We start from the raw sequence: 12,635 nt of genomic DNA on the forward strand, positions 1-12,635 counted from the left end.
GTACTTGCTTAATCATAGCAAGCACTTGTAATTTCATAGCAACCAAGGAGGAGACCATGACCATCCCACCAGCACCGCCGATCGCCGACCGCGACACCTGGCTGCGGGAACGCAACGAACTGCTCGTCCGCGAAAAGCAGCACACCCGCGAGGGCGACACCATCGCCGCCGCCCGACGCCGGCTCCCCATGACCGAGGTCGACGGTTCGATCCAGCTCACCGGCGCGAGCGGACCCACACCGCTGCGCGAGATCTTCGCGGGCCGCGACGAACTGGTCGTCTACAAGCACATGTTCCACCCCGGCAAGCCGCTCCCCGACCAGTGTGAGGGCTGCACGATCAGCCTCTGGGGCGTTCAGGACACGTCGTACCTCAACGCCGTCGGCATCACCTTCGCCGTCTTCGCCGAGGGCCCGTACGACGAGATCGCGGCCCTCCGTGACTTCATGGGCTACCCGCACCCGTGGTACTCCAATCACGCCATCGACGACCCCGCGGTCGCCGGCGGCGGTGTCTACGCCTGCTTCCTCCGCCGCGACGACCGGGTCTACCTCACCTACGAGACGACGAACCGCGGCGTCGAGACGGCAATCCCAACCCTCAAGCTCCTCGACCTGACGGCGTACGGCCGCCGCGAGCAATGGGAGGACTCCCCCGAAGGCTGGCCCCAAGAACCCACCTACTCCTTCTGGCGCACCGACGCCCAAGGCAACCGCGTAGGCCTCGGCCAAGGCCGCCCCACCCCCCAATGGACCCGCCCCAACGTCACCTCCGCCACCTCCCAAACCCCACACCACTGTCACTGAACACAGAACAGCCGCTCCACCAGGACCCACGGATCCCGGGCGGCGGTTGCCTGCGCGGCTCCGGTGGGACGAGGGCGTGCGGACGATTGTTCCGGAGCTGCCTCGGGGGTTCTCCCGGTGTCCGCGACCGTTCGTCTCGGGAAACGGACCGTTGGGCGCTGCATCCAGTGCAAACGATTGCAGACATGTCTATTCAAGAGTGACTTGATGGGCATGGATACTTCCTCGTGGCGCCGGGTCGGCGCGAGCTTGCTGGTGACGGCGGTGGGTGCGGCGGGTCTGGTCAGTGCCGCGACACCGAATGGTGATGGGGCTGCGACCGTCGGAGGGTCGCAGCTCGTGACGACATGGGGTGCGGCCGACGACATCGCCGGTGGGACCTTGAGTGACGTGACGGTCCGGAACGTGCTGCGGACGAGTGTCGGTGGGCAGGATCTGCGGATCCGGATCTCCAACGCGAACGGGGATCAGCCGCTCGTGACGGATTCGGTGTACGTCGGCCGCCACCACAGCGGGGCGTCCGTCGTACCAGGGTCGAGCCGGCGGCTGACGTTCGGCGGGAAGACGACCGTCGTGCTGCCGCCGGGAGCGATGGCGGTCAGTGATCCGTTGCCGGGGGCGGTGCCGGCGTTGACGAGTTTGACGGTGAGTCTGCACGTGGTCGGGACGACCGGGGTGATCACGGCGCACAACCGGGCGATGCAGCACAGCTACAAATCGACGTCCGGCGATCACGCGGCCGACGAGTCGGCAACGTCGTACCAGACCGAGTCCTCGCCGTGGTACTTCCTCAACGCGGCGATCGTCGAGGCTCCGCATCAGGTGGAGACGGTGGCGACGCTGGGCGATTCGATCACGTCGTCGGTCGGTACGACGATCGACACGAACCGGCGGTGGCCGGATGTGCTGGCGGATCGGTACGGGCAACTGCCTGAGCCCCGGCGGCTGGCGATCTCGAACGAAGGTATCTCGGGGAACCGGGTGCTCGGTGGGGTCGCGAAGGCGGGTAGTGCTGGGGCCAGCGCGTTGGCGCGGCTCGACAAGGATGTGCTGACGAAGCCCGGCGTACGCACGGTGTTGTTGCTGGAGGGGATCAACGACATCTATGCGGGTGCTACTGCTGACGAACTGATCGATGGGTATCGGCAGTTGATCGCGCGGGTGCATGCCAGTGGGCGGTGCATTGTTGGTGGGACGCTGACGCCTGTTGGTGGTTCGTTCGTGTACACGCCTGAGAAGGAGGCGGCGCGGCAGGCCGTCAACTCTTTCATCCGTTCGAGCGGTGAGTTCGACGGTGTGGTCGACTTCGACGCCGCCACCCGGGATCCCGCCGACCCCAGTCGTCTCCAAGCCGCCTACGACGGCGGCGACGGCCTCCACCCCAACGACGCAGGCAACCAGGCGATGGGTCATGCGGCCGACCTCAACACTCTTCGTTGTAACTGAGAGAGAAGCACCGCCCGCACCAGTTGGTGCGGGCGGTGCGGGCGGTTACTTATTGCCTTTGATGGCTAAGGCTTCTTCGTATTCGTGGCGGATGGCGTCTCCGCCGGCCTTTCGCCAGTCGGCGTTGGCCTTGTCCCAGTCGGCGAGGTCGGCGCGGCCCAGCTGGATGTCCTTGGTGAGCGCGTCGAACCGGGTGTCGAACACCTTCCCCTTCGTGGACTGCGTCGGCGAATACAGCCCGTACGTCGGCTGCAGGATCGCCGTCGGCAGGATCGTCTTGAGGTGCCCGTACGCCACGTCGACCGCCTCCGGGTGTCCCGGGAAGTAGACCGGATACCCACCATCGGCGAGGTACTGGATCGGGAACTCACCCAGGCAGACCTCACTGCTACCGGCCTCCGTCAGCACCGGGTCGGTGCCGTTCAGCTTGTAGTGGCGCCCCTGCAGACCGAACTTCCGGAACAGGTACTCCTCGGTCCCGAACGGCGCAGCGAACCAGTTCAGCACCCGCAGCAACATCCGGGTCCGCTCCGGCGAACTCGGCCGCATCGCCGCGATCGAGTTGTTCGGTGCACCCAGCAGGAACCGCCCGACCTTCCCGGCATCATCGCGGACGACCGGCAGCCCGATGGCGAAGGTCTTCACCGTGGCGCGCCGGTAGAAGCTCTGGATCGAGGAGTACGTGTCCTGAGTCATCACCGCCGATCCCTGTGTGAACCAGACCTTCTGGTTGTTCTTCGCCACGCCGTCGGGATGGATCAGCCCGTCCTTCTGCAACTGCCGGCCGATCCCGATCATCTGCTTGTGTTCCTCGAGTTCCCGGCTCTGCACCAGGCGCCCGTCGCGAACCTCCCACCCGTTCGGCAACCCGAGCATCGCGCTCAGCGCCGCCGTCGGCGGGACAGCGAACGCCCACCGGTTCTTCTTCTGGTCCGTGACCGCCTTGGCGACCTTGATCAACTCGTCAACGTTCGGCGAACCGAGTTCGACACCGAGTTGATCAAGGATGTCCTGCCGGGCCAGCAGCAGGTTGGACGACATCACCCCGCGCTGGATCGGAACCGCCCGGATACCACCGGAGTACACGCACCCGCGCCACGAGTCGGTCGACAGGTTGGCCAGGAACGGATACTCCAGAATCGCATCGCCGGACAGGTACTCGGTCAGATCCTGCGCCCGCGCTTCGAGGAACTGCGGTAGATACGCGAAACCGCTGTCGACATTGAACAGATCCCCGAGCGTGTCACCGGCCACCGACGTCGCGAACTTGTTGACGTAGTCGTTGCCCGCGGCCGAGGTGATGGTCAGCTCCAGCGGTGACCCGACCCTGCGGTTCAGCTCCTGCCAGTACGGATTGCGATCGGCGGTCGGCGGGATCGGGTTCGACGTCGGCACGGTTCCGGACACGTCGCTGCCGTCGCCGGGTTTGCCCTCGGTGACCCGGACCGGCTGCGCCGGGAACCGGTAGAAGCAGTCCGGCATCAACGGATGGCTCCGCGGCAGGTCCGGCTTCGGACCGTCGAACCGCCGGTACGTCGGCAGCGCGACCGGCTTGTTCAGCGCCGCGATGTCCGTCGACCTGGTCACGGTGGCGCACCCACTCAGTCCACCGATGCCCGCGGCCGCGGCCAGCGAGCCGCCGAGCAGTCTTCTTCTGCTGATCATGGTCATCCCTTCACCGCGCCGGTCAGCATGCCCTTGGTGAAGTGCCGCTGGAGGAACGGGTAGACGATCAGGATCGGCACCAGCGAGATCACCAGGATCGCCATCTGGATCGACTCCTGCGGCGGCAGTTGATCCGCCGACGCTCCACCGAGATCACCACTGCTGAGCTCGGTGTTGTTGATCACGTACGTCCGCAGTACCAGCTGCAGCGGCCACTTCGCGGTGTCGCTGATGTAGAGCATGGCGTTGAAGAACGCGTTCCAGTACCCGACCGCGTAGAACAGGCCGATCACCGCAAGCACCGCCCGCGACAGCGGGAGGACGATCGACCAGAAGATCCGGAAGTCGCCGGCCCCGTCGACCCGGGCCGAGTCGATCACCGAGGCCGGGATACTCATGAAGAACGAGCGGAGCACGATCACGTTGAAGCCGTTGATCGCGGTCGGCAGGACCAGCGCCAGCAGCGAGTCGAGCAGCCCGAACTCCTTCACCACCAGGTAGTTCGGGATCAGGCCCGGGCTGAACAAGATGCTGAACAGCACGATCATCAGGATCGGCCGCTGCCCGAACGAGCCGGGCCGGCTCAGCGCGTACGCCAGCATGGTGGACCCGGCCAGACTGATCAGGGTGCCGCCGAGGGTGATCACGAAGCTGACCAGCAGTGCCCGTTGCACCACACCGCCGTTGAAGATCGCCCGGTAGGAGGCCCAGTTGAGGCTGTCCGGCCACAGCACGAAGCCGCCGGACTCGGTCACATGCGCCTGGCTGGCGATGCTGGTCGAGATCACTCCGATGAACGGGACGATCACGACCGTGCAGCACAGCAACAGGATGATGCCCTTGAGGACCCGTGTCGGGATCGTGGGTACGTCGTCGATCGTCGACGACCGGCGCGTAGTTCCGAGGAGATTCGTCTGGGTACTCATGCTTTCTGGTACACCCCCGCCTCACCGAAGATGTGTGCGACCTTGTTGGCGCCGATCACCAGGGCGACGCCGAACAGACCCTTGACCAGGCCCACCGCGGCCGAGACTCCCCATTGGCCGGCCAGTACGCCGTTGTTGTAGACGTAGGTGTCCAGGACTTCACTGGCCGGTCTGCCGACCAGGTTCTGCTGCAGGATGATCTGCTCGAAACCAACGGTGAGCGAGTCACCGAGCCGCAGGATCAGCAGCAGGATGATCAACCCGCGGATCCCCGGCACGGTGATGTGCCACAGCTGCCGCAAGCGCGACGCTCCGTCGACCCGAGCCGCCTCGTACAGGCCCTGATCGATCTGCGTCAGCGCGGCCAGGAACAGGATCGTCCCCCACCCCGAGTCCTTCCAGATCACCTGGCTGGTGAGCAGCGCGATGAAGCTGTCGGGATTGCCGAGGAAGTCGATCGTGTCGATGCCCCGGGCCCGCAACGTGTTGTTGATCAGGCCGCTGCCGCCGAGGATCTGCTGGAAGATCGCGATCACGATCACCCAGGACAGGAAGTGCGGCAGGTACAGCACCGACTGGACGACGCGCTTGATCCGCTCCGACAACAGGCTGTTCAGCAGCAGGGCCAGCGCGATCGGGGCCGGAAAGACGAAGATCACCTGGACCAGCGTGATCAGCAGCGTGTTCTTCAACGCGTTCAGGAACTCTGCGTCACCGTTGAAGATCACCGAGAAGTTGTCCAGACCGACCCAGGCACTGCGTCCGAACGGAACGAACGGCAGGTACTCCTGGAACGCGATCAGGTTGCCGAGCAACGGCAGGTAGTGGAACGCGAGCAACAAGGCCAGACCGGGGATCGCCATCAGCAGCAACACCTTGTCGCGGCGAGCTCGCGCCCACCAGGACAGCTGCTGGCCGCCGGTGGGCGGTGCGGATCTCTCGGCGGTCGAGATGCCCGGCGGTCCTGAGTCGGACGGCCTGGCTTGATCGATCAACTTGGTTTGGTTCGCTTCGGGGCTGAGGATTTCGTCTGCTCGAGCCACGCGACACTCCCTGCGTCGTCGGTGAACGTCGCTCTCCCGTGGGAGAGCGCTTTCCGTTCCCCCCTGTTCGATGTTGTCGTGTTTTGGGGAGTGGCGCAGCTTCAGCCGGAGAGTCATCCGCGAATCCGGCCGGCCCGATGCGATTCAGCCGCGGTTCAGCCGCGGTTCAGCCGCGGCGATGCCAGCGGGGTTCGATGTCGCCCTGCCGGGCCAGGTGTTCCAGGTGGGCGCGTGCCATCCGGACCGTCTGGAGGTTGATGCCTCCATAGCTGCCGAGATCGGTGCCGATGGCCGTAGCCAGTTCACGGACGGTGAGCGAACCCTTGGCCCGCAGGAGTTCCACCGTGAGCGCTTCGACCTCAGCCACCCACTCCAGGCTCTCGGTGATGCGCTTGCGGCCGGCATCCGAGTCCAGTACGTCGCCATGTGACGGAACGAGGGCGTCGAAGTCCAGCTCCAGCAGGCGATTCAGCCCGCCGACGTACCGATCGACGTCGGTGTAGAGCGGCGCCAGCCAGGTGGAGCTGTCCAGGTAAGGCTGACCGCGACCTTGCACATCGTCGAAAGAGAACAGAGTCCGGGACGATTCATCCAGTACGGCGATGTGGCCCGGGCTGTGCCCGCTCGTCGTCATGACGCGGAGTGAGCGATCAAGCGGAAGGTAATCGCCGTCGCGCAGCAGTACGTCGACCCGAACGCGCTCGTCCAGCATCTCGAGCAGCTCCGAGCGTTCGGCCGACGACAAGTCCATGGCGGCCGGATCCGAACCCCAAAGCTCAGTCAGCAACAGCTCGTTGTCCTCCAGCCAACCCACCTCAGCCGCCGGAGCAGCCACCCGCGCACCACTCGCCCTCTTGAGTACGGCGTTCCCACCCATGTGATCGGGATGTGCATGACTGTTGACGACAAGGGTCAAGTCGGCCAGCCCGAGCCCCAGTCCAGCCAATTCGGGTGCCGTCGCGGCCTCAGGCGTGGAGGAAATCCCTGCGTCGAGCAGCACGAGCTCCGAGCCCGCGTCGATCACATGCAGCCACAACGGCAACCCGCAGACATGTGGGTAGTCCGTCGCCAACCGATGGATTGCCGGTGCGATCTCAACGGGCACAGTTCACCGTCCTTCGAAGTCGCCGGTACGACGCTCCGCAAAGGCCGCCCGGCCTTCGGCTGCGTCGCGGGTGCCGAGAGCAACGGCCTGCAGCTCCCGCTCGTACTGGATGGCCTGTTCGAGTCCCATCGACCACGCGGCCCGCAGGTTCGCCTTGGCCGCCTGGGCCGCGATCGGTGGCCGCGCGGCGATCCGGTGCGCCAACTCGGTTGCGGCAGGCAACACCTCGGAGGCGGGCAGCACCTGGCTGACCAGCCCGATCCGCAACGCCTCCGCGGCGTCGATCGGATCACCGGTGAGCAGCATCATCGCCGCATCACTGGCCGGCACCGACGCCGCAAGCAGGGCCGTCACCCCGCCACCACCGATCCACCCGAGCTTGATCTCGGCCGCGGCGAAGCTCGCCGTCGACGACGCCAGCCGGATGTCACAGGACAGCGCCAGCTCCAGGCCGCCGCCGTACGCATAGCCGTTGATTGCCGCGATCACCGGCGTACGCAGGGCGCGTAAGGCATCGCAGTAGTCGCGGCGGTTCCGGAAGTGCCAGGGACCGTCATACCGGTCGAGTTCGCCGATGTCGCTGCCGACGGAGAAGGCGCGGTCGCCCGCACCTGTGACCACCACGGCCCGGATCGAGGGATCGTCGTCGATCCTCGGGATCAGCTCGAGCAGTTCTGTGCTCATCGAACGGGTTGCCGCGTTCAGTTTGGCCGGCCGGTCGAGCGTGAGCAGCCCGACGTACCCGTCCTGCTCGAAACCGATCCGGCCGTCATCCATGACTCACGCTCCGGTAGTCGTCCTCGATCCGGTCGACCGCAGCCCCCGGATCCTGCGCATCGTCCAGCAACTCCCGCACGCGCTCCGACAGTTCGTCCTGGAAGGCGATCCATCCGTCGAACCGAGGCCGGATGTACGACGTCGTGAGCGTGCCGAGCGTGGCCGAGTAGTGCCCGTTCCACGCCTTGTCCACCACGTCGGACGCCCACACGGCCGCGGTCGCCGACTGCCCGCCGACCGTCGACACGACATCCAGCTGAGTCCCGACATCCAGCAACCCGCGCACGTACTTCGTCACCGCCAGGACCTGTCGGTACGCCCGCGGAGTCACAGCCAATCCAGTCCCACCCAGCGTGCTGTTGGCCAGCCGGTCCGCCGGTCGCAACCGCGGTGCGGCCGACCACGCCAGCGGCTGCCGGTCCTCCCCCACCGCGCCGTAGTACGCGTAGCTGTACACCAGCGGACAGCACACCAACTCGTTGCTCTCAGCAAGCAGCTCGTGGATCCCGATCGGATCGAGCTCCGCCACACTCCGATCACTCCGCTGCCAGACAGCGCGCAGCACCCGGATCGCCTCGACCGCTCGATCCCGATCGAGCAGCCGAGCACCGGTCCGATCGCCGGCGAGTCCGAGCAACATCAACCCGGCATGCGGCCCGGCGACACACAGCACGACGCCCGGCAGCTCCAGCACGTCGGACCAGGTCGCCGGCGGCTCTGTCACCCGGTCCGGCCGATACAGACAGGTCTGCGTCGCCGCGTCGATCGGTAGTGCCCAGCCGTACCCGTTCAGCCGATAGCTGTCCCACGTCGGCTCGACCGCCCGCGACCGCCACACCTTGAGATCCCGCGCCGCGAACACGTCCTCCACCGGCAGGATCGCTTCCGCCTCGACAGCCGCTCCCAACCCGGGATGATCGACCACGAGCAGGTCGTACTGCTCGGCCAGCTCCGCCAACGGCGTGGACTCGAACCCGGACAACGGCTGCCGATCCCACACCACCTCTACGCCGGACTCCTCGAACGCCTCCAACGGCCGGTAACCACGTGGGTGGTCCCACGTCAGCCCGCGCAACTGCACGGTCACGGCGAGACCACCGCGCCTTGCTGGAGCAACGCCTGCCGTTGTTCCGACGACAGCCCCAGCTCGGCGAGCAGCTCATCGGTGTGCTCACCGACGAGCGGCGCCGGACGTCGTACCTCCGCAGGCGTCCGGCTGAACCGATACGGGAACCCCGGCGTCGTCACCGCACCCTCGGTCGGGTGCTCGTACGTGACGAAGGACCCGTTGTGCAGCACCTGCGGATCCGTGCGTACGTCGGCGTACGACAGCACCGGCCCACACCAGACACCGCGCTCGCGCAGCTTGTGCAACCAGTGGTCGGTCGATTCCCGCCGCAACGCGTTCGACACGGCCGCGGCGATCTCGTCGCGCCGGGCGAAGCCGTCCCGCTCCGCATCCAGCCCGGCCAGCTGCGGCGCGTCGAGCACCTCGGCCAGCACCGGCAAGTTGGCGAACGCCAGCGAGAGATAACCGTCGGCGGTCGTGAAGATGCCGTACGGCGCACGAATGTAGCTGTGCGCGTGCACCTCCTCGGACCTCGTCTGTGGAATGCCGCCGACCGTGTGCACGGACAGTTCCTGCATCTGCAGAGCGATCACCGCGTCGAGCATGTTCACCTGCACGAGCTGACCTTCACCAGTGCGTTCGCGATGCAGCAACGCGGCGAGCACGCCTTCAAAGGCGCTGTACGCCGTGACCGCATCGGCAAGGAAGTACGGCGCGGCGACCGGCGGCTCGTCCGGACGACCGGCACTGAACAACGCACCGCTCATCGCCTGGACCAGCAGGTCCTGTCCCGGCCAATCGGCGTACGGACCGGTCTCGCCGTACCCCGAGATCGACACATAGATCAGGTCGGGTTTCAGCGCGCGCAAAGTCTCGTAGTCCAGGCCGAGCCGGGTAGCGACACCCGGGCGGTAGTTCTGCAGGAACACGTCGGCCGACTTCACCAGCTCATGAACCAACTCCCGGCCGTCAGGAGACTTCAGGTCGACTGCGAGGCTGCGCTTGTTCCGGTTCAGCGACAGGAACGACGCGTTGACCTCGTTCCCGGTCGCGCCACCGGCAGCGGTATGCCGTTGCCATTCGCCCGTCACCGGCTCGACCTTGACGACGTCCGCGCCCAGGTCGCCGAGCCGCATCGCCGCCAGCGGTCCGGCCATCGCCACCGATACGTCGAGGACGCGGTAGCCGTCGAGGATGCTCACTGGGCGGTCCATCCCGCGTCGACCGGCAGGACGGCACCGGTGATGAACGACGCGTCGTCGCTGGCGAGGAAAGCGATCGCGGCCGCGACCTCCGACGGCTGCCCGATCCGGCCGAGCGCGTGATGCCGGTCGACCATCGCCTGCATCGCGCCGGGATCGTCCGCGCCGCTGACCTTGCCGTTGCGGATCAGCGGCGTGTCGATCAGACCGGGTGCCACGCAGTTCGCGCGCACGCCCGCCCGGCCGTGGTCGAGCGCCATCGCGCGGGTCAGGTTCTCCACGCCGGCCTTCGCCGCGCAGTACGCCGACCGATTGCGCTCTCCGACCGTGCCGATCGCCGAGGAGATCGTCACGATCGCCCCACCGCCCTGCTCGACGAAGCGAGGCAGGACGGCGCGGCAGGAGTTGTAGACGCCGGTCAGATCGACATCGAGGATCGTCTGCCACTCGTCCGGAGACGTGTTCGGCACGGTGTCGCACACGTCGACCCCGGCCGCACTGACCAGGACGTGAACAGCATCAAGCGATGCGACCAGCTCGGCTGTCCCAGTGAGGTCCGTGACATCCAACTCGTACCCGCGACCGCCCAGCTCGGTGCCCAACGCAGCCGCAGCCTCGCCGTTTCGGTCGCACACGATCACGGTGCCGCCCTCGGCAGCGATCCGGCGGGCGGTGGCCGCGCCGATCCCGGAGGCACCTCCGGTGATCAGCGCGACCTTGCCCACAAACCGTTCCTTGTCCATAAGTAATCCGGGAACCTCAGGGCTTCTCGTAGGGGAAGGAAGGCAGTACGCCGATCTGGTCGTACTGCATCCGGGAGTCGTCGAACCCGGGCTCCCAACTGACATTGGCGAATGTGTCGCACGGTCCCGCCGACGGCCCGTGGTACGGGTCGCTCTCGGTGTCGGTCACCTTGATGTCGGAGAACGCGAAGGCACAGCCGCCGAAGTCCATGTGCACGCCGTACGGCTTGCTGTCCGGCATCGACGGATCCGCGTTCGCGTCGTCGATGATCATCTGGGACACCGCCGCGTCCGGCGTGTACGGCGGCTGATTGCGAACGCCGTACGCGTAGAACGGACCGGTGTCACCGCTGTCCTGCGCCAGGTGCGACAGCCGCACGTGGTGGACGGTGTTGCCGCCGGCGTAGTTGTCCGCGTTCGGAATCTCCGGACGCGACTCGATGCTGATGCCGTACCGGGCACCGTGCTCGACGACGGTGTGACTGATCTCGTTGTCGCCGCTGTTCATGATCTCGACGCCGGCCGAGTCGCCCGGGACGAGCTCGCCGATGTGATGGATGTAGTTGTTGGTGAACGTGTTGCCGTGGGCAACGTCACCCTCGCCCGGCCAACCGCCCTCGACCTTGATGCCGTCGTTGCCGAGGTGCTCGAGCAGACTGTCCGACACCGTGGTCTTCTCGTTCGCGAACAGCAGTTCGATCGCGGTGAATCCGGTCTGCTGCAGGTGCATCCGGGTCAGCTTGACGCCCCGGGTGTTGGTGAGCGTGATCGCGCCCCACCGGTTCCGCGGCAGCTCGATCTGGGTGTCGTACTTCGGGTACTTGCGCTTGAACCCGGAGTCGCCGGTCTGGTTCCAGCCGTACCGGTACCACTCCATGAAGTCGGTGTGCTGGATGGTCAGCCCGTCCAGCGTCAGGTTCTCCACGCGCCGGCTCGCGGACGCACCGGCGACCGAGAAGACCTGCGTCACCGTCGGCCGCATCACCGTGACACCGTCCATCGTGCCGCCGGCCGGCTTGTAGTACAGCGTCTTGTTCGGGTAGTCCAGGTAGTACTCACCGGCCTGGTCCAGCAGGCTGAGCGAGTTCTGCACGAAGTACCGCGAACCGCCGCCGGAGTTGATGAATCCGTAGCGTGCCGGATAGACGAGCGTGGTGCGCTTCTTGGTGAAGTTGATGTCGAGCATCGGGATCGTGTCGGTGAACCACGACCACGACCCGCCCGACCACACCGTCACCTGCGCCGGCCAGTCGGTCCCGAGCCGCAGGTCCCACGACGGGTCGATGTCACCGGTGGTGAATCCGAGCTGGTCGCGCACCGCCTCCTTGGTCGAGTCGAACAGGATCGACCGGTTGTACGGCGCCCAGGCGTCATCCGCCTGCCGGTTCGGGTACCGCGCGGTGGTGGCGCGCTTCCCCTCGGCGTACAGGCTGTAGAACGGCTGGTTGACATCAACAGGCGCCTTGAAGATGCCGTCCTTGTACGGCGTCCACCCGGTGACCTCCCGGGCACCCTCGAACACGGCCTTCCCCGGCCCGTCCACACTCCGGTACGCCACCCCGGAATCCCGGTCGTCGAAGGTGATCGCCTTGTCGACCTGGTACGTCCCTGCTTTGAGGTTCACCACCGGAGCACAGGTGAGGACCGGCTTCTTGGAACGGACGGCGTCGCGTGCATGCTCGACCGTCTTCCAAGGCTTCCGCTCGCTCCCCGCGGCAGCATCACTCCCGGTCGGTGAAACCCAGAACGACTCGCACCTGGCCGATCCCTTCGGAGCCGCACCGAGCGCGGAACCCGCACCGACGACGGCGAGAGCGAGACCGATGACCAAACCACCGACCAATCTCATCCGG

General features: G+C 66.4%; 11 protein-coding genes. 2 read left to right on the forward strand and 9 right to left on the reverse strand.

The window, feature by feature from the left end; all coding sequences use genetic code 11:
- Nucleotides 1–56 precede the first annotated feature (56 nt).
- Together E0H73_RS15655 and E0H73_RS15660 are read left to right on the forward strand one after the other, a co-directional pair.
- Nucleotides 57–806 (forward strand): DUF899 family protein, encoded by a 750-nt coding sequence (locus E0H73_RS15655; RefSeq protein WP_131355899.1) that lies wholly within the window; start codon nucleotides 57–59, stop codon nucleotides 804–806.
- 213 nt (nucleotides 807–1,019) lie between these two features.
- Nucleotides 1,020–2,252, forward strand: coding sequence for an SGNH/GDSL hydrolase family protein (locus tag E0H73_RS15660; protein WP_131355902.1), 1,233 nt, complete (start codon nucleotides 1,020–1,022; stop codon nucleotides 2,250–2,252).
- A 45-nt stretch (nucleotides 2,253–2,297) separates the two neighbouring features.
- Here E0H73_RS15660 and E0H73_RS15665 read toward each other — a convergent pair whose 3' ends face one another.
- From E0H73_RS15665 to E0H73_RS15705, 9 genes are all read right to left on the reverse strand, one after another.
- Entirely contained in the window at nucleotides 2,298–3,923 is a 1,626-nt protein-coding gene (locus tag E0H73_RS15665) for an extracellular solute-binding protein (protein ID WP_131355905.1), read from the reverse strand.
- Entirely contained in the window at nucleotides 3,920–4,843 is a 924-nt protein-coding gene (locus tag E0H73_RS15670; RefSeq protein ID WP_131355907.1) for a carbohydrate ABC transporter permease, read from the reverse strand. The genes E0H73_RS15665 and E0H73_RS15670 overlap by 4 nt, the downstream gene beginning before the upstream one ends.
- Nucleotides 4,840–5,886, reverse strand: coding sequence for an ABC transporter permease (locus E0H73_RS15675; protein ID WP_238164029.1), 1,047 nt, complete (start codon nucleotides 5,884–5,886; stop codon nucleotides 4,840–4,842). The genes E0H73_RS15670 and E0H73_RS15675 overlap by 4 nt, the downstream gene beginning before the upstream one ends.
- Before the next feature lie 166 nt (nucleotides 5,887–6,052).
- Nucleotides 6,053–6,991, reverse strand: a complete 939-nt coding sequence (locus E0H73_RS15680; protein WP_131355910.1) for an MBL fold metallo-hydrolase — start codon at nucleotides 6,989–6,991, stop codon at nucleotides 6,053–6,055.
- A 3-nt stretch (nucleotides 6,992–6,994) separates the two neighbouring features.
- Nucleotides 6,995–7,768 (reverse strand): enoyl-CoA hydratase/isomerase family protein, encoded by a 774-nt coding sequence (locus E0H73_RS15685; protein ID WP_131355913.1) that lies wholly within the window; start codon nucleotides 7,766–7,768, stop codon nucleotides 6,995–6,997.
- On the reverse strand, nucleotides 7,761–8,855 hold the full coding sequence (locus E0H73_RS15690) for a carbohydrate ABC transporter substrate-binding protein (protein WP_131355916.1): 1,095 nt from the start codon (nucleotides 8,853–8,855) through the stop codon (nucleotides 7,761–7,763). The genes E0H73_RS15685 and E0H73_RS15690 overlap by 8 nt, the downstream gene beginning before the upstream one ends.
- A complete protein-coding gene (locus E0H73_RS15695) occupies nucleotides 8,852–10,039 on the reverse strand; it encodes a CaiB/BaiF CoA transferase family protein (RefSeq protein ID WP_202867402.1) in 1,188 nt (395 codons plus the stop codon). The genes E0H73_RS15690 and E0H73_RS15695 overlap by 4 nt, the downstream gene beginning before the upstream one ends.
- Nucleotides 10,036–10,782 (reverse strand): SDR family NAD(P)-dependent oxidoreductase, encoded by a 747-nt coding sequence (locus E0H73_RS15700; RefSeq protein WP_165555690.1) that lies wholly within the window; start codon nucleotides 10,780–10,782, stop codon nucleotides 10,036–10,038. The genes E0H73_RS15695 and E0H73_RS15700 overlap by 4 nt, the downstream gene beginning before the upstream one ends.
- Nucleotides 10,783–10,798: 16 nt before the next feature.
- Nucleotides 10,799–12,631: a right-handed parallel beta-helix repeat-containing protein gene (locus E0H73_RS15705; protein ID WP_165555691.1), complete on the reverse strand. Its 1,833-nt coding sequence runs from the start codon at nucleotides 12,629–12,631 to the stop codon at nucleotides 10,799–10,801.
- Between the last annotated feature and the right edge of the window lie 4 nt (nucleotides 12,632–12,635).

The sequence above is a fragment of the Kribbella pittospori genome, assembly GCF_004331465.1.
Taxonomy (GTDB): domain Bacteria; phylum Actinomycetota; class Actinomycetes; order Propionibacteriales; family Kribbellaceae; genus Kribbella; species Kribbella pittospori.

Bases quoted from the DNA above. Each gene is read 5' to 3' on its own strand.
- E0H73_RS15655 (WP_131355899.1), top strand. From the start codon at position 57: ATGACCATCCCACCAGCACCGCCGATCGCCGACCGCGACACCTGGCTG.
- E0H73_RS15660 (WP_131355902.1), top strand. From the start codon at position 1,020: ATGGATACTTCCTCGTGGCGCCGGGTCGGCGCGAGCTTGCTGGTGACG.
- E0H73_RS15665 (WP_131355905.1), bottom strand. From the start codon at position 3,923: ATGACCATGATCAGCAGAAGAAGACTGCTCGGCGGCTCGCTGGCCGCG.
- E0H73_RS15670 (WP_131355907.1), bottom strand. From the start codon at position 4,843: ATGAGTACCCAGACGAATCTCCTCGGAACTACGCGCCGGTCGTCGACG.
- E0H73_RS15685 (WP_131355913.1), bottom strand. From the start codon at position 7,768: ATGGATGACGGCCGGATCGGTTTCGAGCAGGACGGGTACGTCGGGCTG.
- E0H73_RS15700 (WP_165555690.1), bottom strand. From the start codon at position 10,782: ATGGACAAGGAACGGTTTGTGGGCAAGGTCGCGCTGATCACCGGAGGT.
- E0H73_RS15705 (WP_165555691.1), bottom strand. From the start codon at position 12,631: ATGAGATTGGTCGGTGGTTTGGTCATCGGTCTCGCTCTCGCCGTCGTC.